Here is a 23,884-nt window from a genome sequence, read left to right as displayed (position 1 = left end):
CCGTTTATCGCATGCCGGCCCGGCGACCGCCGGCGAGCATGATGACGCTGATGATGATGAGGCCGGTCATGATGAGGCGGATGCCCGCGCCGACCCCGTAAGTGTTGAGCATCGAGACGACCAGGAACATGAAGAGCGATGCACCCCAGATACCCGGCACGTTGGAATCGCCGCCGGCAACCGCCGTGCCGCCGATCACGACGACGGCGATCGACATCAGCAGATATTCCGAGCCCATATTGAGCGCCGCGCCGCCGGAGAAACAGGCAAGCAAATAGCCTGCGACCGCGGCGAGCACAGCGCAGAACAGATAGGTGACGAAGCGTGTGCCGTCCACCGGTATGCCGGCCATGCGCGCCGCCGGCATGCTCTGGCCGATCGCCGAGATCCAGCGCCCGTAGATCGTCTTCTCGAGCAGGAACCAGGCAAGCAGCGAGATGACAAGCGCGACGATCGCCACATTCGGCACGCCGAGCGTGTTCGAGGTGGTGAACTCCGCAAGCATGCTCGGAGGCTTGATGCGCAATCCCCGGTTCGTCCAGATCGCGGCGGACTGGACGATGAAGCTCATGGACAGCGTGGCGATGATCGGCGGAATGCGCAGCGCCTTGATCAGCGCATAATTGCCGAGGCCGACGACAAGGCCGATGACGACGGCACCGAGAAGGCCGGGCAGGATCATGCCGTTTTCGACATTCATCAGCTTCAGCGCCACCGTGCCGGCAAGCGTCATCGTGGCGGGAACCGAGAGATCGATATTGCCGGGACCGAGAGTGATGACGAACATCTGGCCGATGCCGACGATGACCGAGAAGGCAGCGAAGGTGAGTGCTGCCTGCGACAGGCCGAGCGTGCTGGCGCCGAGCGTCACCATGATCGTCAGGAACCAGACGATGAACGCGGCAAGCCACGACCAGATCCAGGGTTTGCCGAAAAGGCTGAGGAGTGCGGTCATCGGCGTTTCTCCCGCTTCTCCAAGCGGTTCAGCATCAGGCGAAGCGCGAGCACGATGATCAGGATCGCGCCCTGAGCCCCGATCTGCCAGTCCGGCGAGATGCGCAGGAAGGATAGGAACGAGCCGGCAAGCGTCAGGGTCAACGCGCCGATGACGGCGCCGACAGGGGAGACGCGGCCGCCGATGAACTCGCCGCCGCCGAGGATGACGCCGGCGATCGACAGCAACGTGTAGCGCAGCGCGATATTGGCATCGGCGGAGGTCGTCAGGCCGACGAGGGCGATGCCGGCAAGCACCGCAAACAAGCCGGCAAGACCGTAGGCGCTGGCGCGCGCTGCGACAATCGACCAGCCGGCGCGCTCGACCGAGCGCTGGTTGCCGCCGATGCCGCGGATCAGCACGCCAAGCGAGGAGCGCATAACGAGAAGATGAGCGACAGCGGCGATGATAATACTGGCGACGATCGCCATCGGCACCAGTGGCGGTTTGACGGTCATCAGCCAGCGCACCCAGTCCGGCGCCTGACCGCCGGGTGCCGGCAGCAACAGCACGGCAAGGCCGCCCCAGACGAAGCTCATACCGAGGGTGACGACAATGGACGGCAGGTTGCGCAAATGGATGACGACACCGAGGCCCGCATAGATGGCGATCGCGCCGGCAAGGATCAGGATGCCGGTCAGTGGAGCATCCCGCAGAAAGGTTGCGGTTACGCAGGCGACGAAGCTGACGAAGGTGCCCATCGAGAGATCGAGATCGTTGACCGCCATCACCAGCATCTGGGCGATCGTCGCCAGCGCGATGGGCACAGCCAGATTGAACAGCAGGTTGAGCCCGACATAGCTCATGGCGCGCGGCTGCAGCCAGAAGACGGCGGCGAGCAGCAGCGTCAGCGACAGAGCGGGGATGGCAAGACGCATGGCGTCGGACGACAGCCGGAACGTCATGCGGCGAGCCCTTCGAAGGAGGCGGCGATGATATTCTTCTCGTTGACCGCGTCGCCCGCAAGTTCGGCGGTGATGCGGCCTTCGCGGAAGACGTAGACGCGGTCACAGAGGCTCACTTCGTCCATTTCGGTCGAGTACCAGATGAAGGTGCGGCCACGCGCCGCTTCGTCGCGGATGATGGCGTAGACCTCCTGCTTGGTCCCGACGTCGACGCCGCGCATCGGATCGTCCATCAGCACGATCGGCGCGCGCGTTGAAAGTGCGCGGGCGAAGAGCACCTTCTGCTGGTTGCCGCCGGAAAGCGACAGGATGCGATTGGCCATATCGGGCGTGCGGATTTCGATCCGCCGCCTCCAGTCGGCGCCCTTCATCTCCTCTTCGCCGGAAAGGATCAGGCCGCGCCGGGTGAGGTCACCGAGCGAGGCGATGGAGAAGTTGCGCAGGATGCTCCAGAGTTCGAAGACGCCGTTAAGGCGGCGGTCGCCGGCGACGAAGGTGACGAGCGGATCGCGCTCAGGCAGCCAGTTGCCGGACTGGGCGGCATGCAGGGCAAGCAGCAGTTCGGTCTGCCCGTGGCCGGCCAGTCCCGCCAGTCCGATGATTTCTCCCTTGCGGGCAGCGAAGGGCAGGCCTTTCGTCTGATGGGACAGAATGAGCGGAGCGGTGGATTGTTCGCGCCCCGGGCGCTGCTTGGTTTCCTCCTTGGCGACGGTGCCCATCGCTTCCACAAGGCCGTGATGGTCGAAGCCCTGCGCCGGACGCTCGGCGACGACGCGGCCGTCCTTCATGACGACGATGCGGTCGGAGGTTTCGAGGATCTCGTGCAGAATATGCGAGATGAAGATGACCGATCCGCCGGCGGCGATGAAGCGGCGGACATGATCGAGCATCTGGCGGGCAAGGCTTGCATCGAGTGACGAGGTCGGTTCGTCGAGGATCACCAGCCGCGGCGCAACACCGGCGTCGGAAAAGGCCATTGATATCTCGACCATCTGCCGCTCGGCGATCGAAAGATCGCCCACGGCCCGGCTGCTGTCGATACCATGGCCGGGAAAGACGGCATCGAGGCTCTTCTCGATGATTTTTTCGGCGCGCCTGCGCCAGCCGAAACCGCCGAGATGACGATGCATGATGCGCGTGTTCTCGACGATGGAGAGGTTGGGACAGAGCGAAAGCTCCTGGAAGACGCAGCGCACGCCGCGGGCTCGCGCCACGTTGATGCCATAGCGCTCCAGCCGCTCGCCGTCGCTTGCCACACTTCCTTCGTGCGGTGTGAGGCCGCCGTTGATCACGCTGACGATCGTCGATTTGCCGGCTCCGTTATGTCCGACGAGCCCGACGCATTCGCCCGGCATGACGCGGAGTGTGACGCCGTCGAGCGCCCTGACCGCGCCGAAGCTCACCTTGGCGCCATCGACGGCGATCACCGCCTTCAAAACCTCATCCATGCTGCCCGCCATGCCTGCTTGCAAAGAATGCCGCGCGGCCATTTGCGGGCGCGCGGCGGTCGCCGGGAGATTTACTTTGCCGACTCGATGACCTTGATCGCGTCTGCCTGCGTGTATTCCACGTTGGCAACGCCGCCGGCCTGGGTATTGGCAAGGTTGGTTTCGAGATTGTCCTGGTCGATGCGCAGGAAGGGCACGACGAGGTCCTTCTTGACTTGCTTGCCGTCGAGGATCTGCTGGGCGACCCAGAAGGCGAGCGTGGAGACACCCGGCGCGATGGACACGGACATGGTCTCGTAGCTCTTCGCCTCTTTCTGCTCCTTCCACCACTTCAGTTCGTCTTCACGGTTGCCCATGATAATGATCGGCATCTTCCGGTCTGTCGCCGCAATCGCCTGTGCGGCGCCATAACCGTCGCCGCCCTGCGTTACCACGCCGGCGATGTCGGGCAAGCTCGGCAGGATGCCGGCAACAGCCTTCTGCGCCACGTCTTGCGCCCAGTCTCCATGAACGGAGCCGACAATCTTGAACTGCGGGAACTGCTTGACGCCGTCGTGGATGCCTGCCGAGATCTCGTCGTCGACGAAGACACCGGCAAGGCCGCGGATTTCGAGCAGGTTGCCGCCATCAGGCAGTTTCTTCGACAGGTACTCGACTTCGCTGCGGCCCATTTCCTTGAAGTTGACGGCGATGCGCCAGGCGCAGGGCTCGGTCACGATGCCATCAAAGGAAACGACGGTGATGCCGGCGTCGCAGGCCTCCTTGACCGCGCCGTTCAGCGCCGTCGGCGAGGCTGCGTTCAGCACGATGGCGTCATAGCCCTGCAGGATCATGTTCTGGATCTGCGCGGCCTGTTCCGTCGCCTGGTTCTCGGCGGTGGTGAAAGGGTCGGCTGCGGCAACGGCGCCGGCCTTCACGGCTTCACCCGTCACCTTTCCCCAGCTCGTCAGCATGGCTTGGCGCCACGAATTGCCGGCATAGTTGTTGGAAAGGGCGATTTTCTTGGCCGCTGTGTCGGCAAAGGCGGAAACGGGCATCGCGGCGCAAGCAATAGCGGCCGATGCCAGAAGCATCTTGCGGATTGTCATGTCTTCCTCCCTGATGATCGCGCTGGTCGGCGGATCGCTTCACTCCTGCCAACCCAATCGGGCTCGAGTGAAAATTGTTCTTGCACTGAGCTTCCTCCTCTCAGTAAGGGCAGGATGCGGGAGATCGACCGGCCTGTACAGGGGCAAGGCAGCAAGTCGTTTGCGGGTTTTGCGCAATTAGCTGCGGGTTTACGCAAGACGGCGGCGCTTCCGTGGGCGCTTACTGCAAGGGGATCGCCGCGGGTTGAGGAGCCTGCTGCCGTCTCGGGGAGGAACTACCATGCTGCATCTCGCACCCGCAGCCATGTTCGACCACTATCTCGGTATTTCTCGGCTGCTCGCGGGCCAGCTCGACTTCCGCTCGGCTATCCGTTCGGTTGCGGCCGAAGTCGCTCATATCATCCCGCACGACCATCTCGATGTCTGTGTGCTTCTTGAGGGAGGCAACTACCATACGGCCTACGAGACGGGCATCGAAACCGCCTGGGGCAACCTTGCCGGCGCGCCCGTGGTCAACAGCCCGATCCGTTCGCTGCTCTGGGGCGAGGTGGACTTTCTGCTGGCGGACGACGCCATGACGGACCCGCGTTTCCACTTCGAGGGCGCCTTCAAGCGGCCGATCGTCGAAGAGTCGCTGAGGAGCCGCCTGCATGTGCCGATGAAGGTGCAGGGCACGATCATCGCCGCGCTCTCCTGTTCGTCGCGAACGGCGGGCGTCTACACGATGGAGGATATCGAACGCGCCCGCATCATCGCCGACCTGCTGACCCCCTATTTCTTCGCGCTGCAGGCTGCCGAGCAGGCGCAACGCTCGGCCATCGTCGAGGCGGAGGCTCGCGCCCGCGAGGAGGGATTGCGGCAGGGGGCGCTGAAGCTGACCGAGGCACTGGAGCAGGAACGCCAGCGGATCGGCATGGACCTGCACGACCAGACGCTTGCCGACCTGACGCGGCTTGCCCGCCGGATCGACCGGCTGTCGCGCAACGGCGAGGTGGCGCCCGAGGCGCTGGAGCCGGTCTCCCGTTCCCTGCAGCATTGCATGCAGGATCTGCGGCAGATCATCGAACAGGCAAAGCCCTCGGTGCTCCAGCTCTTCGGTCTCGCGCAGGCGATCGAGCATCATCTCGACCGATCGACCCGCGACACGGGATCGGCCATCGAATGGGGCCTCGTCGACGAAACGCATGGTGCACTGGAGCGGTTGGAACCGACCGTCAGCGTCGCGCTATTCCGGATCGCCCAGGAGGCGATCAACAATGCGGTGCGCCATGCCGCCCCGCTGGCCGTGACCGTGCGGCTTGAGGCCGACGGGGAGCGGCTGTCGATCGAAATCTTCGACGATGGGACCGGGCTCGCCAAGGCGCGGGGACGGATCGGCGGCGGCATCGACAATATGAAGACCCGTGCGCGGCTGATCTCAGCGCGCTTCGCCACCGGCCCCGGCCACAACAATCGCGGGACTGTGGTGCGCGTCGTGCTACCGCTAACCCCGCACGACCCGGCGAGCGGCCCGGACCGAGGAGAGACACGATGAAGGTTCTGATCGTCGAGGACGACCCGCTGCACCGTTCCTATCTGCATGAGGCTGTCAACGCCGCCCTGCCGGAATGCGATACGGTGATCGAGGCTGAGAACGGCACCGTCGGCGAGAAGCTCGCCCGCGACCACAAGTCGGCGCATATCGTCATGGACCTGCAGATGGTCAGCCGCAACGGCATCGAGGCGGCACGCACCATCTGGAAGGAGCGGCCGGAGACCCGCATCCTGTTCTGGTCGAATTATTCGGACGAGGCCTATGTGCGCGGCGTCTCGCGCATCGTGCCGGATGGCGCAGCCTACGGCTATGTGCTGAAATCCGCCTCCGACGAGCGGCTGAAGCTGGCGCTGCGCTCGATCTTCATCGAGAGCCAGTGCGTCATCGACCGCGAGGTGCGCGGCCTGCAGCAAAAGAGCCTCGGCCAGGCGAACGGCTTTACCGATTCCGAATACGAGATCCTCGTCGATATCGCGCTCGGTCTCACCGACCGGGCCATTGCCAAACGCCGCAGCCTGTCGCTGCGTAGCGTGCAGAACCGCCTGCAGCAGCTCTACGACAAGCTCGACGTCTACCAGAGCGCCGGCGACGACCACGAGGACGGCCGCTTCAATCTCCGCGCCCGCGCCATTACGGTGGCTTTCCTGCGCAAGCTGCTGAACTACAGCGCTCTGGAGCGGGCCGAGGCAGAGCTGCAGGAGTGGCTAGACGGAAAGTAGTCCGGAGCTTGCTGGAAAGCCCATAATTCTGCCCAGGCGGATCAGGCGATGGCTTTCAACGGCGCGCGGCTGCTCGGTGCTGCCTCGGGCTTGCCGAACAGGAAGCCCTGCATCTGCGCCGGATGGCTTGCATGAAGGATCGCAAGCTGTTCCTGCGTCTCGACCCCTTCGGCAATTACCGGCAGGTTGAGCGTCGACGCCATCTCGATGACATTCTCAAACAGCGCCCTGATGGTGGGATCGACGCCGATGCCGGCAAGGAAGCGTCTATCGATTTTCAGCTTGTCGAACGGAAAATCGCGGAGGTTGCTGAGCGAGGAATAACCGGTCCCGAAGTCGTCCAGGACGATCCGGATCCCCATCGAGCGCAGCTGACCGAGCGTGGAAAGGACGGCAGCCCGATCGTGAAACAGCGCCGACTCGGTGATCTCAAGCTCCAGGCGGTCAGGCTGCAGTCCGGTTTTCGCAAGAATTTGCGAGAACTGCTCCACCAGGTTCGGCATCAGAAACTGAACCGGCGAGATGTTGACCGCGATCGTCAGCGGGGTTTTCCACGAGGCTGCTTCGCTGCAAGCTTCTTCCAGGACCCAGATCCCGATGGGGATGATGCAGCCGGTTTCTTCGGCGACAGTGATGAAGTCTGCCGGTGCAAGGATGCCTCTGCTTGCATGACGCCATCGCAACAATGCCTCGTAACCGCACGGCTCTTGCGAGGATGTGTCAACGATCCTCTGGTAGACGAGGAACAGATCACCTTTGCCGAGTGCGTGCCGCAGATCATGCTCGAGCTGCCGCTTGGCATGCAATTCAATGTCCATCGCCTGCTCGAATGTGCAGGCTCTGCCGCGGCCGCCGCTCTTGGCCCGGTAAAGCGCCATGTCGGCATTGTTTCTGAGGCGCCGATCGGTAACGCCGTGCTCCGGGTACAAGGCAATGCCGATGCTGGCGCCGAATCCCGAAGAGGTTGCGAGATCTGCGAACTCGCCGGCGAAAGTCTTCAGCAGATCGGCCGACAACGCTTCCGTCTGTTGGCGGGACGTATTTGCGAGGATGATGCAGAATTCGTCTCCGCCCATGCGAGCGATCGTGACATGCGGTGGCAAGGTGCGGACCAAGACCTGCGCAACCCGCTGAAGAACTGCGTCCCCCTCGGCATGGCCGAACGTGTCGTTGACGAGTTTGAAACGGTCCAGATCGAGGGCAAGAAGCGCCAGCCCGCTTGGTGTTTCTGCAGCGCCGGCAATCGCCATCTCGAAACGCCGGTCAAACTCGCGACGGTTCGCGAGGCCGGTCAATGGGTCATGGCGCGCCATATGCTCGATCCTGCGGCTCGCCTCACGGCGCTCGGTCAGATCGCGTACGGCTATGACCTGGCACTCGCGCCCACGATATTCGATCGTTCGAGCAAGGATCTCGACCGGAATCCTGTCCTGGCCCTCTCGGAACACGGCGCCTTGGCAGGTGTCGATGCCAAGGCGTCTTTCGATCGCAAGCACCGCCTCGACCGGTTGCCCTTTCAGAAGCGCAGCTGCCTTACCGGCCATCGCCGCGAATTTCTCGTTGAGATCGATGACGACATTCTCCTGGGCAATGACGAGCCCCTCGAACGAGGCGTTCGCCAGCCCGCGCAGATCGGTCAAATGACGGTCAAGAAACAGGGCTGCGGCGGCTCCGAGCAGGATCAATGTCGAGATGATCGATACAGCGATGGCGATGGCGATCCGATCGACCGATGACAAATCGGCATGGACGGGCTCGGCGGAAGGGGTGATCTGGACACCGCTCATCGACACGGTATGCAGGCTGCAGATCGCCAGGACGATACACGCCGCGCTGGCGAAAATGTAGGAACGGCTGCCTGCGCTCCGCCGTAGGACGGCAACCGCAACCATGCCGAACACGATTGCCAACATACACGCAACGATCGATTTATCTACGGCGAGTGAGACCATGCTGAAAGGCGTGATCGCGAGCAGCCCCACGAAGTGCATCGCCGCAATGGCAATGCCGACCAAGACGCCACCAGACGCCTGGACAAGCCGGCTAGCATTCATGAAAGCGATTTCAACCGCTACCGCAAACAGAACGACGGCGGCGATAATCGACAGAACGATCAGAGGGCCGTCGTAGCCGATGGGCACCGGACCGGCATAGGCCAGCATCGCGATAAAATGGGTTGCCCAGGTGCTGGCGCCGAGAACGACGGCAGCGGCGATGAGCCAGTAGTGGTGGTGGTGCCGCACGCATTCCTGCGCACGCGTCAGCATGAAGACTGCCGTCAGGCTGCCGAAGCAGCAGATCGCCAGGGCAACGAAAAGCAACGTCCAGTCATGCTGGTCGGCGATACATGAAAGCACAGTGAACATGGCATCTCCCGAAGGTGGGGGAGGGTGCCAAAGCGGACCTAACGAAATCATATAGGCATCATTAAAATGCAACTAATCCATGCATAAACCACAACGAAAAGACGAGAAAAAGCGTCACCTGGCAAGCCGCGAATAAAGGTGGCCACAAACCGCAGCTTCGGCCGAAGCAAGCCGACCTCTGACAAAGTGGTATTCAGGAGCTCCCCAGCGGGAGTGAACGCTTTGGCGTCTGCCAATGACGGACCGGAAATGACGCGGTACCGCGCCGCGACAAGGTTGTATATTCCGAAGGCTGCCAATCCGGCGGCAACCGCGATCCCCTAAGTTCCATAAGACAGATTACGCCACATTGTGATGTAGGAGGGTACATTCTATTTAGTAATGCGACAGTTGGGCCAGTTAGAGATGCGACAGTCTCGCCTCTTGATATGCTGGTCAATGTCAACTTACTGCTTGGACTCATGCTGCAGGCTTATGACCATGCCGGTGCAGCCGGTCTGGTTTCGCTGAAGCGATCGCGGCCATGCAATCGTCGCCATAGCGAGAATCTTCGCAGCGCGGCGCATGTGTGCTTGAGTTGAGCGAGCGCCAGGTTTGCCGACTGCTGAACCGTATCGGCACTGGCGGCGCGGCGTCGGTGCGGCACAAGGCGATCGGCCGGCCGTCGAACAGCCGGATCAGCGATGGCGTTCGGGGTTATGCGGTAACGCTAGGATTTCGAGCCCCAGCAATATTCCGCGACCGAGATATTTCAGAATGGGGGCTATCAGGCTGGCGACGCCGCCTGCTTCACTGCCGATGTCCATAGTGGTGTCCTTTTCGATTCGACGGATCAATATCGAAGGGGCTGTCGGGTTTCAGGACTCGGCACCTGCGCTGCTTGCAAAGAGCGCGACCGTGGCAATTACCGCAGGCAGGCTGAACGCCGCTGCGGGAGCGTACATGTAACCGACAGCGCCGACACCGCAGCCGAGGGCGAAGGTCGCGACGGCTGCTGCCATCTTTTTAACCCGTGCTTTCGCTGTCACGACTTCGTCGGCTTTCGGATCGGCCAGAATGTCCGCGAGATCGAGCATGATCTGCGTGGTCGTGCCGGTCATCAGCGTGGAAGGCGGCGCTTTCGACAGATGCGCCTTGTGAAGCCCATTCTGAATAGCCATCGCCGAAACCAGGGCCATGCCGACCGCCAGTGTGACGGCCCCTTCTTCAGCCCGAAACGGGCCATGAAAGAGTGCGTAGGCAGCAACTCCCACAAACAGCAGCAGCTTGACGACAAGCATTGGCCGGATGGGTGAGCGATCCCGACTTTGAAGTTTCAGGCAGACCAGACGTGATACAAAAACGACCAGACAAAACATCGGTAGTGCCAGGAGTTTTGACAATGCTCCGTCCAGACCGTGCGCCAACGTGGCACCTAGCGTCACGAAGTTTCCAGTGACATGGGCGGTGAACAGCCCGGAAAGCGACAGGAAGCCGAGTGTGTCGACATAGCCGCCATTAAAGCTCAGGAGTGTGGGAAGGGAAGGAAGTTTCATGATCGTGACCTCGACTGATGCTGTTGCCGTAATTTCGTGTCTCGCACGGCACCTGAGTTTTGCCGCTGATCGTCGGCTCTCGCAATTGCATCAATTGTTTCGAATTCATTGCGCCAGGCGACATAATGGAAAGGGCGGCCGAAGCCGCCCTGCCCTTTGCGTTTTCGTTATGCGGCATCAGGCCGATTGATGGTCAAGAAGTGACGGACGACGGGCTTCTCCGGGCCGACGTGGTAGGTCAGAACTTTGCCCTGAAGGTCGGCGTCTGCATTGGAAACCCGCCGGTGCTGGCGAAGGTGTTCGGCCCAGGATTCCACCATGAACCACTCGACGATCTTCTCCGGGTCAGCCGAGTCTTCGGTAACGCCCCAGCCATATGCTCCATCGCGGCGACGCTCCTTGGACAGATAATCGATTGCGTGCAGGAACGCACTGCGGTGCTGCTTCTCGACCTTGTACTCGATCAGGATCAGAACCGGACCACGGTCATGGGCGATCGGCTCGGCGACAAGCGGTTCGGGCCAGTGGTTGGACGGCACCATGTCGGCATCGCCTGCAGGAAGCTTCACGCGATGCATGATGAAACCGGCAACGAGAAGACCAGCCGCTCCAATGAGCAAGGTAGACTGGATGCCAACAGCTTCGCCGACAGCACCCCAGCCGAGGCTTCCGGCAGTCATCGCACCATTGAATACGGTCAGGTAGACGGCAAGACCACGACCGCGCACCCAGTTGGGTAGAACAGCCTGCGCTGCGCCGTTGAGCGTGGTCAGGGCGGTGATCCATGCGCCCCCGAGGAACATAAGAACGATGATGGCGACGATCTTCGGCGGGGCAAGCGACAGGACACCCAAGACGACTGCGGTGATCAGTGCTGCGCCAAGAAGCAGACCGTCCGAGCTCAGGCGTTCGCGCAGCCTCGGCATGACCAAGGCTCCACCGATCGCACCAGCTCCGACCGCACCAAGCAGGATGCCGTAGAAGCTGGCATCCCCACCGAGCAGTTGCCGGGCGACGAGCGGGAGGAGCGCCCAGACGGCGCTGGCGAAGGCGAAGAAGATGGCGGCCCGCAGGAGGACGACATGCATCGGTCTGCTGGAGCGGGTGTAGCGAAGTCCGGCGCGGAAGGCACCGAAGAAGTTCTCCTGAAGCGCGTCGTTTGCATCCTTCGCCCGTGGCCACCAGACCAGAGCTGCGATCACCACGATGTAGCTTGCGACATCCGCGCCATAGGTGATCCCGGCTCCAAAGGCTGCGAGAAGCAGGCCGCCCGCAGCAGGCCCGATGGAGCGGGCGATATTGATGCCGAGCGAGTTGAGCGCCACCGCGCTCTTCACGTCCTCGCGCTTCACCAGTTCCGGAACGATCGCCTGCCAGGTCGGCCCCATCAACGCGGCGCCAATGCCGCCGAGGAAGGTCAGGCCGATCAGCGCGCTGACCGAAAGCATGCCTGTCTGGGACAGAACCACCAGGGATATACTGACGGATGCCAGCAGGAGCTGGACAGCGATCAGGAACTTGCGGCGATCGAGGATGTCGGTGAGAACGCCTGCCGGGATGGCAAGCAGGAAGATCGGCAGGGTTCCGGCCGCCTGAACCATGGCGACTGCGGCGGGCGATGCGGACAGATCCGTCATCAGCCAGGAGCTGGCGACGTCGCGCATGAAACTTCCGGTGTTGCCAACGACGGTGGCGATCCACAGAACAGCGAAGACTGGCTGTGCGAGGGGCCCGAAGGTTCCCCCGGATGATTTTGCGGCACTCATTTGCCTGCTCCCTTGGTGAGGTCAAATGCTGCAACGAAGACGAATGCGCCTGCGAGGCCCAGGTGCTCGAAGAAGGCGTTGGCCGCCATCATACGGTCCATGCCCGGGGCCATTTCCCAGAAGCGGAGCGCGATGAAGGTCGCGAGAAGCGTGAAGCCAGCCAGCGCCAGGGCGCCTGTCCAGCGCAGGAAGCCCGAGACCACCATGGCGGAAGCCGTGAGTTCGAAGACGATGACGGCGACTGCGAAGAAGGCCGCTGGATGGAGGTCGAAATGATCCATCTCGGCCAATGCGCCGTTGAAATCGAAGATCTTGGTGAGCGGTCCCTGGATATAGGCGGCGCAGAGCGCCAGCAGCGACACCGTTCGCGTGACAGGAGAGCCGACGACGCGGGCCAGACTGCTCCGAACTGGATTCGACATATGTGATTGGTTGGTCATATCTGCTCCCTGCAGGTTCGCCGGTCTGAACGAGCGGCTGCGTTTGATGGAGCGATATTGGCTGGTTACCGCCCTGCCAACAATTGCAGCAATCGTTTCGATTCAATTGCGATTTTTGAAATTATGAAATGGATTGCTCGGGCGGCGGCGTGGCCGCCCAAGCGTGAAGCCGAGATCAGACTGCCCAGCAGGAGCAGCCGAGAGCGCCGAAGAATCCCTTGAGGTCGGCGATCGGAAGTTTGGACGTCCAAGCACCGGCATGATCATGCCCATGCACGCCGCAATCGCTGGCACATCCGCATGTGGAGATTGCCGTGCGGCGTAACGAACGGGCACCGGCACCTTCCGGCTCGCCCCAGGCGGCATAGCCGCCGAATTTGCGGACAGGAGACCAGTCGGGCATCGCGGGCGGGATGTCGTTCTCGTCGAGCGTCTTGAAGTCGCCCGCGCCGTAGACGATCTTGCCACCGACCATGGTCAGCTCCGAAACGAGGAACGAGATTTCGTCCTCGGCGCAGGAGAAGAAGTCCTTGTCCGGCACGACCAGATCAGCGAACTGGCCCTTTTCGATACGGCCCTTCTTGCCCTCTTCGTTCGAGAACCAGGTGACCATTTCGGTCCACATGCGAAGCGCCGTCTCGCGATCAAGGCAGTTGGCACGCGGGTAGAGTTGCATTCCGCCAACTGTCTTGCCGGTCACCATCCACGAGAGCGAGACCCACGGATTGTAGGAGGCGACACGGGTGGCATCCGTACCTGCCGAGACATTCACGCCCTTGTCGAGCATGCGCTTGATCGGCGGCGTGGCTTCCGCCACGCCATGGCCGTAGCGCTCGACGAAATATTCGCCCTGATAGGCCATGCGATGCTGAGTGGCGATGCCGCCGCCAAGTGCCGCAATGCGGTCGATCGACCGTTCCGATATGGTCTCCGCGTGATCGAAGAACCAGTTGAGGCCTTTGAGCGGGATGTCCCTGTTGACCTTCTCGAACACGTCGAGCGAGCGGGAGATGGTCTCGTCATAGGTGGCGTGCATGCGCCACGGCCAACGGTTTTCGGCAAGAACCCGGACCACCACTTCCAGCTCGCCTTCCATCTCCGGAGCCATTTCAGGACGTGGCTGTCGAAAATCCTCGAAATCGGCGGCGGAGAAGACAAGCATTTCGCCGGCACCGTTGTGACGGAAATAGTCGTTGCCCTGCTTGTATTTGACCGACTGCGTCCAGTTCAGAAAATCCTGCTTTTCTTCCTTCGGTTTCTGCGTGAAGAGATTGTAGGCCAGACGAACCGTCATCTGGTTCTCGTCCGACAGCTTCTGGATGACCTCGTAATCGTCCGGATAGTTCTGGAAGCCGCCGCCCGCGTCGATCACTCCGGTCACGCCAAGGCGGTTCAGTTCGCGCATAAAGTGGCGGGTCGAGTTTACCTGATAGTCCAGAGGAAGCTTCGGCCCCTTGGCGAGCGTCGAGTAGAGAATGCCTGCATTCGGCTTGGCCAGCAGCATGCCAGTCGGATTGCCATTGGCATCACGGGTGATTTCACCACCCGGCGGGTTCGGCGTATCGCGGGTGTAGCCGACGGCGCGCAGGGCCGCGCCATTCAGGAGTGCCCGATCGTATAGATGCAACAGGAAGACCGGGGTATCGGGAGCGATCGCATTGATCTCCTCGATCGTCGGCAGACGCTTTTCGGCGAACTGATGTTCGGTGAACCCGCCGACAACGCGCACCCATTGCGGCGCGGGCGTGATCGCCACCTGGCGCTTCAGCATGTCCATGGCATCTGCGAGCGAGCGCACGCCGTCCCAGCGCAGTTCCATGTTGTAGTTCAGGCCACCGCGAATAACGTGGGTATGGTTGTCAATCAGGCCCGGCAGGACGCGCTTGCCCTTGAGGTCGACGATCCTGGTGTCGGGGCCAGCCAACACCATGATCTCGCTGTCGGATCCGACCTCCAAGAACAGCCCGTCCTTGATGGCGATCGCCGTCGCGTTCGGATTGGTCCGGTCAAGTGTGGTGATGCGGCCGTTGTGAAGGATCAGGTCGGGATGCATGGTGTCTACTCGGGTCTGGTTGAGATCGGCGGCTTTCGCCGGTGAGAAGAGGTTCGAAAACGCCAGGCTTGATGCTCCTCCAAGGAAGGTTCGCCGCGTCGTCATCAGCTCCGCTCCTCTACTTGGCCGTCTGCGCGATGAGCAACGTCGATACGATCGCCGCCCTTGGGTAGGTGACCGAACATGTGCGGCTTGATCTGATGAAGCCATGAGACGGCTACCGGCTCCTTGCTCCACAAGGTCTTTGCGAGCGGTATGATCTGTTCGCCGACAAGAATTCCGAGAAGGCCGACTAGAGCGATGACCGGCGGTGCGGGTGAGCGGACGTTGAGCAGGCTGTAGACGATGCCGACAAGCAGGCCTGCACCGAGCGACAGGAGATAGATTTTCATGGGATGTCCTCCAGAATGACGGAAAGACCGCCCCGACGGGGTTATCGGAGCGGGCCGAGCAGGCCTTACTTGGCGGGGTTCGGGCCGATGCGCTTGCCGTGGGCGACGCGTTCGGCGGCCTTGTGGACGTGGGTGTAGGCATAGTCGATGCCCATGCCATAGGCGCCGGAGTGTTCCTTCACAAGCGTGGTGACCGCGTCGTAGGTCTCCTTGCGGGCCCAGTCGCGCTGCCACTCGAGCAGAACCTGCTGCCAGGTGACCGGGATCACGCCTGCCTGCACCATGCGATCCATCGCGTATTTGTGTGCGTCGGACGAAGTCCCGCCCGAAGCGTCGGCGACCATGTAGATCTCGTATTCCGGAACGTCGTGGAGGGCGGAGAGTGCGAAGGTCGTGTTGCAGACTTCCGTCCAGAGCCCCGAGACGACGATCTTCTTGCGTGCGTTGGCGGCATTCTTCGCCAGCGCGTCACGGACGTTCTGGTCGTCCCAGGAGTTCATAGAGGTCCGCTCGAGAATATCGTTCTCCGGGTAGACGGCGAGCAGTTCCGGAAAAGTATTGCCCGAGAAGGATTCGGTTTCGACCGTGGTGATCGTGGTGGGGACGTTGAAGATCTTGGCGGCCTTGGCAAGGCCGACGACATTGTTCTTCAGTGTCTGGCGATCAATCGACTGCACACCGAACGCCATCTGCGGCTGCTGGTCGATGAAGATGAGCTGGCTGTTTGCCGGGGTCAGGACTTCGAGCTTGGACATAGTCAATTCCTCTTCGGTTGTTTGGACCGCCTGTGCGGTGTCAGAATGGGCAGCAGCATCGGATGCCGCGGCACGACGCTCGTTCTGCAATCCTTGGAGTGTTGCGGGTTCCCTTTGAGAGCCGCTCACTCGTTGTCTTGGCTGCTGAATAGAAATCTATTGCGTCGGCTCTCGACACGGAATTGCAATATTACTTGCGAATGAATTACACATTTCGCAACAATGGACATCAAGCCTCAGCTTCCGCCGTTCCGTAGTGGGGAAGCGCCCGCCGCTCGCCCGATCAGGGGAGTCGGAACCACGCCTGGAATCTGGCGCCGAAACGCCTGGGCCGCTCCAGCGCGCGCGGCCAGATTTGCCTGTCTTTCGTTCCATGGATCTGACTATTCGACAAGACCTGCGGCGAACTTCGCGCGAGAAACTATCCTAATATGACCCGACGCGCCACAACGGTGGATTGAGCGGAAATTTGCAAACCAGCGGCTCGGGAAGTCTGTTCGACCTCCACGCCCTCTTCATAAGAGTTCATTGTGAGGGAGCATCGGCGGTCGCCAACAATATGGGCGAATGGGTCCAGGCGGGCAGTGCACGCACTCTCGTGACGAGGCCTCTTCGGGAAGCCGAGATGACAATGGCCTATGTCGCCAGAGGTTACACCGAGCGGGATCCTGCCGTGGTCATATCCGGCCGACGACGCGTTTCTCATCGTGCTCCATCTGATCGAGTCGAGCATTCCGACATATGGCAGAACAGACCGCCCTCTCCTCCGAAGATCTTATCCCAAAGGATCCGTCTGTCTCATAAGTCTGCGCAGGGCGCGGCAATCGCCGTCCGCGGAAAGTTCGAAGCATTCGTCATACATCTCCCGCGGAAGCATCTGACCGAACTCGCGGATCAGACAGGTGAGGGCTGAATGATCTGGCTGTCTGTCGCGGCATGGATGATCCTACGGTGCGGGATATCGGCGCTGCCCTCCTGCCCCTGATCGGTCAGGATGGCGCGGACCGCTCTCTCGTCGCGCATATCGCCCTCGCCCTCAACGCCCACATAGCTCATCGCTGCGGGCGTTCGCGCAGGACGCACTGAAGCGCCGCGATTCAGGGATCCGCGACGCTTCAAGTTCTTCGTCACATGACGATCAATGCTGGGCATCAGGCCGCCAGCGGCACGAGGTTGGCCTGGATCTCATCCCGGAATTCCTCGTATCGGCTCGGGAGCTTGAGTGCTTCGCCGAGATGCGCGGTGTCCTCGTCTCGGTTGAAGCCCGGCTCGTTCGTGGCAACCTCGAACAGAACGCCACCCGGCGTGCGGAAGTAGATCGCCCAGAAATAGTCGCGGTCGATGACGGGCGTGACCTGATATCCGGTATCCATCAGCGCCTTGCGCACCTCAAGCTGCTTCTCGCGGTTGTCGACCGCAAACGCGATATGGTGGACCGAACCCGCACCCTGACGGGCAAAAGGCGTCTTCGGCAGTGCTGCAAGATCGATCGTGTCCGCTCCGTTTCCGTTTGGAATGATGAAGCGAGTCACATCGCCCTCCTTTTCGGCGCGTTGGTAGCCCATGAAGCCGAGCAGTTCTTCAGTCGCTGCGATATCGTGCAGGCTGAAGCGAGCGCCGGCGAAACCGCGGATGGCAGCATCGCTAGGGATACCGTCGCCCAGCCATGGGGCGCGGGTATCGTCGGCGGACTCGATAAGCGCAAGGCTGTCGCCATCCGGTCCCATGAAACGAAGACGGTTGGCACCAAAGACGGTGTCCGTTTCCAGCCCGTCGACACCTTGAGCGGTGAAGCGATCCTGCCAGAACTTCAGCGAACCCTTCGGCACGGAGAACTGCGTTTCACCGACCTCGCCCACGCCTGGACGCCCCAGCATCATGTTCTGGAACGGGAAGTAGGTCATGACCGTCCCGGCTGAGCCGTTCTCGTCGCCGTAATACAGATGATAGACGCTTGGGTCGTCAAAGTTGACTGTCTGCTTGACGCGGCGCAGGCCCAACGTGTCGGTGAAGAAGCGGTTGTTCTGCCGCGCATCCGATGCCATCGAGGTCACGTGATGCAGTCCCTTGATATCCTTGATCATGTCGATGCCTTTCAATGGGCGTTGATGTTCGTGTGTTGATATGAATGTAGGCCGGTTGATCGCCGCCGAGAATTGCAATATTCCTTGTGATTGAATTGCAATTTTTGAAACAATGATATGAACGATTACAAAGCTCTCCGAACCTTCCTCCTCGCCGCCGAGAAGCGGAATTTCGCCCAGGTAGCCCGCGAACTGGACATGACACCCGCAGCCGTCACGCGTGCCATCGCCGCGCTCGAGGCAGAACTCGGCGTTCAGCTCTTTGTGCGCACTACGAGGCAGGTTTCCCTCACGACCGATGGCGCGATCTTTGCCGCGCAGATCCAGCCTGCGGTGAAGACGCTCGAAGACGCACGGCGCGAGGTGATGAACACTCACAAGGCTGACGAAGGGCGGCTCCGGATCAGCGCGCCGACATGGTTCGGAAAGGCAGTGCTGCCGCCGATCCTTTCAGGATTCAAGGAACGATATCCAAAGATGAGCTTCGAGATCTCGCTGTCCGATGGATTGGTGAACATTGTCGATGACGACTACGACCTGGCGATCCGCATCTCATCCCAACCATCGGACAAGTTCACGATCTGGCGCAAGATCCGTGCCGTTCCTCGGATACTCATCGCGGCGCCCGGGAGTCGGTTCGCCGAAATGCAGCACCCGAACGAACTGACACCTGACGACTGTCTCGCCTATAGCGGTGAGAGCCGGCGCGAGAACTGGGTGCTATCGGATGGTGGATCCAGCATGACGATTTCGGCAGGTCGGGCCTTCAGCGCCAACAGTGGCGAGGTTCTGGCGGACATGGCCGCCGACGGTGTGGGCGTTGCCATGCTACCGGGGTTCAATATTGCCGACCACATCCGCAGCGGTCGTCTTGTCCATGTCTTCAAGGGATGGGCTCCGCCCGACCTGTGGTTGACGCTCTACTACCCGCCATATCAGGCCCTGCCGCCCCGGATCGCATCCTTCTCGAAGTTCTTCGAAGAGCAAGTCCCGGCGCACATGGTCATGCTGGATTGACGTTCAGTTAGGACGACGATCAGGCTGCTTGCTTTGCCTTGATCTGCTCGGCCACGAGCGCCTGCAGATGCCAGAGATTTCGGTCTCGGATCCCCTCGGCCTCAAGATCAACGATCGTGTTGTGCAGATATTGCGCGCACGATCCGCCCTGCCCGCAGGCGTTTGCGATTAGCTCCGCGGTGGTCTGCCTCGGCAATGGCTTGGTGAGGCCGGATCGTCTGGTACTTGCCCAGAAGGTCAGGGCGTTCTTCATGCCTTCAGGCGTCTGCACGCGAACCCACCGGACCATGGCGGCGACTTCGTGGTACTTGATTTCGCGCGCCACGAGCGCACCGAGATCCTGGCGGCGACGCTCTTCGGATAAACGGAGTACCACACCATCACAACGCCCGCCGCGTTCGAGAACCATCATCAGACCTGGTTGTTCGCTGGTTGCCCGCCAACGTTCGATCCTCAGCGAAAACGATCGATGCCATCCATATGCGAATGCTGGCATTCGGGCTGCCGGCTCGAACTCAGGGTTCCAGATAAGGGACCCGTAAGCGAAGACCCAAATCGGTTCGCCACCTGCCTCTCGTTCAATCCTGTCGACGAGACAGTCAAGTTCCGCCTCGGAGAGTGGTGTCCAGCCCGGTTCTGGGCCATCGTCCAGGACGTCTCGCAACGTCAGGGCAACAAGCTCTGGGGTCAACAGCATCATGGTCCCGTTCCGAATTTCGTGCTGTGTTCAATAAAAGATCGGAGCCGCGATTGCTTTCACATCGCGGCTCCGGGTCTTGTTTAGGACTGCACGAAGGCCAGAAGATCGGCGTTCAGGACATCGGCATTGACGGTCAGCATGCCGTGCGAGAAGCCGGGATAGGTCTTGAGTGAACCATTCTTCAACAGCTTTGCCGACTTCAGGGCCGAATCCGCGATCGGAACGATCTGGTCATCTTCGCCGTGCAGTACGAGCGTCGGAACCGTGATCGCCTTCAGGTCTTCCGTTTGGTCCGTTTCGGAGAAGGCCTTGATGCCGTCGTAGTGGGCCTTGGCTCCGCCCATCATTCCCTGCCGCCACCAGTTCTGGATCACACCTTCCTGAACTGTCGCGCTATCACGATTGAAGCCGTAGAACGGACCGGCCGGAACGTCGCGGAAGAACTGGGCGCGGTTCGTCGCGAGCGCCGAACGGAAACCATCGAAGACTTCGATCGGCAGGCCTTCCGGGTTGTTCTCGGTCTTCAGCATCAGCGGCGGCACAGCCGAGACGAGAACCGCCTTGGCGACGCGGCCGGCGGGCTGGCCGTGCTTGGCGACATAGCGGGCAACCTCGCCGCCGCCCGTCGAGTGGCCGATATGCACGGCATTCTTCAGGTCGAGCGCTTCTGCGACGGCGAAGGCATCGGCGGCGTAATGGTCCATATCGTGTCCGTCGGCAACCTGGGCGGAGCGACCGTGACCGCGGCGGTCATGGGCGACGACGCGGTATCCCTTCGAAAGGAAGAAAAGCATCTGGGCGTCCCAGTCGTCCGATGACAGCGGCCAGCCGTGATGGAAGACGATCGGCTGCGCATCCTTCGGACCCCAGTCCTTGTAAAAGATCTCAACGCCGTCGTTGGTGGTTATATATGCCATTGTCTTGGTTCCTTCGATTGGGTTGGTGGCGGGAGCAGCATTGGCTGCGAAGCTGAGAGAGGGTGAAATTGCCATGGCCGCTGCGGCGGCGCCTGCGGAGAGTAGTACGCCCCTGCGTGTTCATGGAAGAAAGGTTCTGAGCCATCTCGCGTCTTGCGATTTCATCATTGAAAACTTCAGGCGACGCTGTGTTCGTCTGACGGATGGATATTGCCGTCAGATCCTCACACCCACAATTGCGTGAATAGTTTCTATTTTATTGCCGGGTCTGCAATAATGAGACGCGCCTTCGCAGAAGTGAAGGTCCGATCTTGAAGCCGCCCCCGAAATCGAGCAAGGCGGCGTTCATATCCGGACGTTTCATCAGGACGAAGAACGATCTCTTTGAGATGCCTGCAGCATCCCTCGCGGCCCGCAAGGCGCCGAGGAAAGGATCCTTGGAGGGTATTTAGCAGAAGGCGGGTGTCTGGTTCCCAGAGCCAACGGCCAATTTAACGTTGCATTATATCACTCCCGTATCTGGAGGTGGAGATTGCAGATGGCGGCAGCTGCGCATGTGATGCCAGCGCCAAGTCCCTTGTTTCTATCGCACCTCAAATTCCGGATCGGGCGGAACCTGCATGGCGAGAGCGAGATGGTTTGTCTGGCCGGCAAGTCCGATGATCGTCAGGAGTTCGCCGTGTTGGGCATCGGTCATTCCCCGCGCACGGGCGGCAGCGGTATGGGATTGAACGCAGTACTGGCAAGCATTGGCTGTTGACACCGCTATGTAGATCATCTCGCGCGTCAACGGATCGATCGCGCCCTCGACCGTCATGACCGATTTGAGCGTTTCCCGTACGCGTTTGAGGTTTGCGGGATCGATTGCAAGGGCACGCCAGAAGTTGTTGATGAAGTCGGTCTTGCGTGTCGCTCGGATGTCGTCGAACACGGCTTGCACGGCCGGAATGGCTGCGGCCTCTTGGTCCGACAGGAGTTTGACTGTTGTCATCGAAAGTTCCTCTCCGGGCGCCGATTTACGGCCTCTGAAATTGCCGGGACATCCGGCGCAGCCTGCGGACGATACGAAGAAACGACAGGCGCCGCCAGTCTCCCCGTCGGCGAGGAAACCATCGGCAAGAAAGAACGATCGAAGTCGGTTGTTTTTACGAAAACACGCAAAATTAGAAATTATTGTCTATATCTTTTATAGATTATTTTGTTCGATGACCCTGTCGATTTCAGCGATGAGATTTTCGAACGCCCTTTGAACGCTTCTTCGGGCGCATGTGACCTGCCGACTTCTTCCCATATCAACAGGAGATTTCCATGAGCAATCCGGTTCTCGTCAATCAGATCATTCCCGACACCGATGTCGTGCCGCTGACCGGCCGTGTCGGAGCCGAAATCAAAGGTATCCGCCTCGGCGGAGAACTTTCGGATGCAACGGTGGCGGCCATCAATCAGCTTCTCCTGAAGCACAAGGTCATCTTCTTCCGCGACCAGGGACATCTTGACGATTCCGAACAGGAATCCTTCGCACGCCGCCTGGGCGACCTCGTGCCGCATCCAACCCAGGGACCGGTCGCCGGCACCGCTTCCATCCTCAACCTCGATTCCAGCCGCGGCGGCGGCAGAGCGGACCAGTGGCACACCGACGTTACCTTCGTCGACGCCTACCCCAAATTTTCTGTCCTTCGCGGCGTCGTCATTCCGGCAGCCGGCGGTGACACGATCTGGTCCAACACCCATGCGGCATACGAAAGTCTGCCGGCGCCGCTCAAATTGCTGGCGGATAATTTATGGGCCATTCACAGCAATGCCTATGACTATGCCGCCGTGCGCCCTCGCGCCACGGATGCAGAGAAGAAGCATTTCGAGGAGATTTTCACCTCGACCATCTACGAGACCGAGCATCCGGTCGTGCGTGTTCATCCGGAAACCGGCGAAAGATCGCTGCTGCTTGGGAATTTCGTTCAGCGCCTGATCGGCGTATCGAAGGCCGATTCCGCCAAACTCTACGAGGTCTTCCAGTCCTACGTCACCGCGCCGGAAAATACCGTGCGCTGGCGCTGGAGAGCCGGAGATGTCGCGATCTGGGATAATCGCGCCACCCAGCATTATGCTGTCAACGATTATGGCGACCAGCACCGGGTGGTGCGCCGCGCCACTGTTGACGGCGACGTCCCCGTCAGCGTCGACGGTCGCCGCAGCACAACCCATGTGAAGGCTGCCAAGCGACAAGCAACGGCGGCGTGATCACGGCCGCATGGATGTCGCCCGGCGCAGGTTCTACCAGAGTTTCATGTGCCGGTTGACGTCCTTGTAGAGCAGGTAGCGGAACCGGCCGGGGCCGCCGGCGTAACAGGCTTGCGGGCAGAAGGAGCGCAGCCACATGAAGTCGCCGGCCTCGACCTCGACCCAATCCTGGTTGAGGCGATAGACCGCCTTTCCCTCAAGCACATAAAGGCCATGCTCCATGACATGGGTTTCCATGAAGGGGATCACCGCACCTGGCTCCAGGGTCACGATATTGACGTGCATGTCGTAGCGCACATCGGCTGGATCGATGAAGCGGGTCGTGCCCCAGCGCCCATCGGTGTCGGGCATCGCCCGGATCGGATGGTCATCCTCATGCGTGACGATGGCCGGCGGCAGCTCCAGCCCCTCGACCTCCTGAAAGGCCTTGCGGATCCAATGGAAGATCGCCGCGGTCGAGCCATCGTTTTTCAGGCGCCAGGCCGAACCGGCCGGGATATAGACGAAGGAGCCGGCGCGCAGCGCGTGGCTGACGCCTTCAAGCTCCACCGTCATGCCGCCTTCGACGACGAAGAGGACCGCCTCGGCCCGCTTGTCCGGCTCCGGCCGGTCGCTTCCGCCGCCCGGCTGAACTTCCATAACATATTGCGAGAAGGTCTCGGAGAAGCCGGAAAGCGGCCGGGACAGAACCCATGCCCGCGTTCCCGTCCAATGCGGAAGGACGCTCGTGACGATATCGCTCATGACGCCGCGCGGGATGACCGCGTAAGCCGTGGTGAAAACGGCCTTGCCGGAAAGCAATTGGGTCTGCGGCGGCAGACCGCCAAGCTTCGAATAATACTCTGTCTTGTCCATTGATGCGGCTTTCCAGGCAGGTGTCACTACATCTGCTTTATGCGCCGCCAGCCCGTTAGGCAACTGCCATTGGGCCAA

At 61.1% G+C, this 23,884-nt stretch carries 22 protein-coding genes and 1 pseudogene; 5 read left to right on the top strand and 18 right to left on the bottom strand.

Translation table 11 applies throughout. The annotated features are described in order from the left end of the window. Positions 1-4: 4 nt before the first annotated feature. The 4 genes from J3O30_RS28055 to J3O30_RS28040 form a co-directional block, all read right to left on the bottom strand. Entirely contained in the window at positions 5-955 is a 951-nt protein-coding gene (locus tag J3O30_RS28055) for an ABC transporter permease (RefSeq protein ID WP_207585261.1), read from the bottom strand. After that, complete coding sequence (locus tag J3O30_RS28050) at positions 952-1,899, bottom strand: ABC transporter permease (protein ID WP_207585260.1); 948 nt, start codon at positions 1,897-1,899, stop codon at positions 952-954. The genes J3O30_RS28055 and J3O30_RS28050 overlap by 4 nt, the downstream gene beginning before the upstream one ends. Further along, a complete protein-coding gene (locus tag J3O30_RS28045) occupies positions 1,896-3,347 on the bottom strand; it encodes a sugar ABC transporter ATP-binding protein (RefSeq protein ID WP_207585259.1) in 1,452 nt (483 codons plus the stop codon). Before J3O30_RS28045 ends, J3O30_RS28050 begins: the two co-directional genes overlap by 4 nt. A gap of 71 nt (positions 3,348-3,418) precedes the next feature. After that, complete coding sequence (locus J3O30_RS28040; protein ID WP_207585258.1) at positions 3,419-4,435, bottom strand: ABC transporter substrate-binding protein; 1,017 nt, start codon at positions 4,433-4,435, stop codon at positions 3,419-3,421. A 280-nt stretch (positions 4,436-4,715) separates the two neighbouring features. On the opposite strand from J3O30_RS28040, the gene J3O30_RS28035 reads away from it, so the two are divergent. Beyond that, positions 4,716-5,969 carry a sensor histidine kinase gene (locus J3O30_RS28035; protein ID WP_207585257.1) on the top strand — a complete coding sequence of 418 codons (1,254 nt, stop codon included), beginning with the start codon at positions 4,716-4,718 and terminating at the stop codon, positions 5,967-5,969. After that, positions 5,966-6,688: a response regulator transcription factor gene (locus tag J3O30_RS28030; RefSeq protein WP_207585256.1), complete on the top strand. Its 723-nt coding sequence runs from the start codon at positions 5,966-5,968 to the stop codon at positions 6,686-6,688. The genes J3O30_RS28035 and J3O30_RS28030 overlap by 4 nt, the downstream gene beginning before the upstream one ends. Positions 6,689-6,729: 41 nt before the next feature. Here the strand turns inward: J3O30_RS28030 and J3O30_RS28025 are convergent, their stop codons facing one another. Beyond that, a complete protein-coding gene (locus tag J3O30_RS28025) occupies positions 6,730-9,054 on the bottom strand; it encodes an EAL domain-containing protein (RefSeq protein WP_207585255.1) in 2,325 nt (774 codons plus the stop codon). A gap of 568 nt (positions 9,055-9,622) precedes the next feature. On the opposite strand from J3O30_RS28025, the pseudogene J3O30_RS28020 reads away from it, so the two are divergent. Further along, positions 9,623-9,766, top strand: a pseudogene (locus tag J3O30_RS28020) (helix-turn-helix domain-containing protein); the annotation flags it as partial. On the opposite strand, the gene J3O30_RS33660 reads toward J3O30_RS28020, so the two are convergent. The 9 genes from J3O30_RS33660 to J3O30_RS27985 all read right to left on the bottom strand — a co-directional run bounded on the left by J3O30_RS33660 (position 9,732) and on the right by J3O30_RS27985 (position 18,079). Next, positions 9,732-9,860: a hypothetical protein gene (locus J3O30_RS33660; RefSeq protein ID WP_259673798.1), complete on the bottom strand. Its 129-nt coding sequence runs from the start codon at positions 9,858-9,860 to the stop codon at positions 9,732-9,734. The pseudogene J3O30_RS28020 and the gene J3O30_RS33660 sit on opposite strands and share 35 nt — an antisense overlap. A gap of 51 nt (positions 9,861-9,911) precedes the next feature. Then, a complete protein-coding gene (locus J3O30_RS28015; RefSeq protein WP_207585254.1) occupies positions 9,912-10,589 on the bottom strand; it encodes a YoaK family protein in 678 nt (225 codons plus the stop codon). 167 nt (positions 10,590-10,756) lie between these two features. Next, positions 10,757-12,355, bottom strand: coding sequence for an MFS transporter (locus J3O30_RS28010; protein WP_207585253.1), 1,599 nt, complete (start codon positions 12,353-12,355; stop codon positions 10,757-10,759). Beyond that, positions 12,352-12,795 carry a DoxX family protein gene (locus J3O30_RS28005; protein ID WP_207585252.1) on the bottom strand — a complete coding sequence of 148 codons (444 nt, stop codon included), beginning with the start codon at positions 12,793-12,795 and terminating at the stop codon, positions 12,352-12,354. Before J3O30_RS28005 ends, J3O30_RS28010 begins: the two co-directional genes overlap by 4 nt. A gap of 175 nt (positions 12,796-12,970) precedes the next feature. Then, on the bottom strand, positions 12,971-14,953 hold the full coding sequence (locus J3O30_RS28000; protein WP_207585251.1) for an amidohydrolase: 1,983 nt from the start codon (positions 14,951-14,953) through the stop codon (positions 12,971-12,973). Further along, positions 14,953-15,240, bottom strand: coding sequence for a XapX domain-containing protein (locus tag J3O30_RS27995; protein ID WP_207585250.1), 288 nt, complete (start codon positions 15,238-15,240; stop codon positions 14,953-14,955). Before J3O30_RS27995 ends, J3O30_RS28000 begins: the two co-directional genes overlap by 1 nt. A 65-nt stretch (positions 15,241-15,305) precedes the next feature. Next, complete coding sequence (locus J3O30_RS27990; protein WP_207585249.1) at positions 15,306-15,995, bottom strand: hydrolase; 690 nt, start codon at positions 15,993-15,995, stop codon at positions 15,306-15,308. An 894-nt stretch (positions 15,996-16,889) separates the two neighbouring features. Further along, the gene (locus J3O30_RS33655; protein WP_259669602.1) at positions 16,890-17,018 is read right to left on the bottom strand and encodes a hypothetical protein; all 129 of its coding nucleotides are present in this window, start codon (positions 17,016-17,018) and stop codon (positions 16,890-16,892) included. A gap of 128 nt (positions 17,019-17,146) precedes the next feature. Then, positions 17,147-18,079, bottom strand: coding sequence for a VOC family protein (locus J3O30_RS27985; RefSeq protein WP_207585248.1), 933 nt, complete (start codon positions 18,077-18,079; stop codon positions 17,147-17,149). Between the two features lie 117 nt (positions 18,080-18,196). Here J3O30_RS27985 and J3O30_RS27980 point away from each other — a divergent pair, with 117 nt between their 5' ends. After that, positions 18,197-19,096, top strand: a complete 900-nt coding sequence (locus J3O30_RS27980; protein WP_207585247.1) for a LysR family transcriptional regulator — start codon at positions 18,197-18,199, stop codon at positions 19,094-19,096. 19 nt (positions 19,097-19,115) lie between these two features. On the opposite strand, the gene J3O30_RS27975 is transcribed toward J3O30_RS27980, so the two are convergent. The 3 genes from J3O30_RS27975 to J3O30_RS27965 form a co-directional block, all read right to left on the bottom strand. Then, positions 19,116-19,793, bottom strand: coding sequence for a gamma-glutamylcyclotransferase (locus J3O30_RS27975; RefSeq protein WP_207585630.1), 678 nt, complete (start codon positions 19,791-19,793; stop codon positions 19,116-19,118). 83 nt (positions 19,794-19,876) lie between these two features. After that, positions 19,877-20,713, bottom strand: coding sequence for an alpha/beta hydrolase (locus tag J3O30_RS27970; RefSeq protein ID WP_207585246.1), 837 nt, complete (start codon positions 20,711-20,713; stop codon positions 19,877-19,879). 583 nt (positions 20,714-21,296) lie between these two features. After that, positions 21,297-21,704 carry a carboxymuconolactone decarboxylase family protein gene (locus J3O30_RS27965; protein ID WP_207585245.1) on the bottom strand — a complete coding sequence of 136 codons (408 nt, stop codon included), beginning with the start codon at positions 21,702-21,704 and terminating at the stop codon, positions 21,297-21,299. 317 nt (positions 21,705-22,021) lie between these two features. Between J3O30_RS27965 and J3O30_RS27960 the strand changes: the two genes are divergently transcribed. Beyond that, positions 22,022-22,951 carry a TauD/TfdA family dioxygenase gene (locus J3O30_RS27960; RefSeq protein ID WP_207585244.1) on the top strand — a complete coding sequence of 310 codons (930 nt, stop codon included), beginning with the start codon at positions 22,022-22,024 and terminating at the stop codon, positions 22,949-22,951. Between the two features lie 33 nt (positions 22,952-22,984). On the opposite strand, the gene J3O30_RS27955 is transcribed toward J3O30_RS27960, so the two are convergent. Continuing rightward, positions 22,985-23,806, bottom strand: coding sequence for a bifunctional allantoicase/(S)-ureidoglycine aminohydrolase (locus J3O30_RS27955; RefSeq protein ID WP_207585243.1), 822 nt, complete (start codon positions 23,804-23,806; stop codon positions 22,985-22,987). Positions 23,807-23,884: the final 78 nt, after the last annotated feature.

Source organism: Rhizobium sp. NZLR1 (genome assembly GCF_017357385.1).
Taxonomy (GTDB): domain Bacteria; phylum Pseudomonadota; class Alphaproteobacteria; order Rhizobiales; family Rhizobiaceae; genus Rhizobium.
The sequence above is the reverse complement of the archived record's forward strand: the minus strand, read 5'-3'. Positions and strand labels throughout refer to the sequence as shown.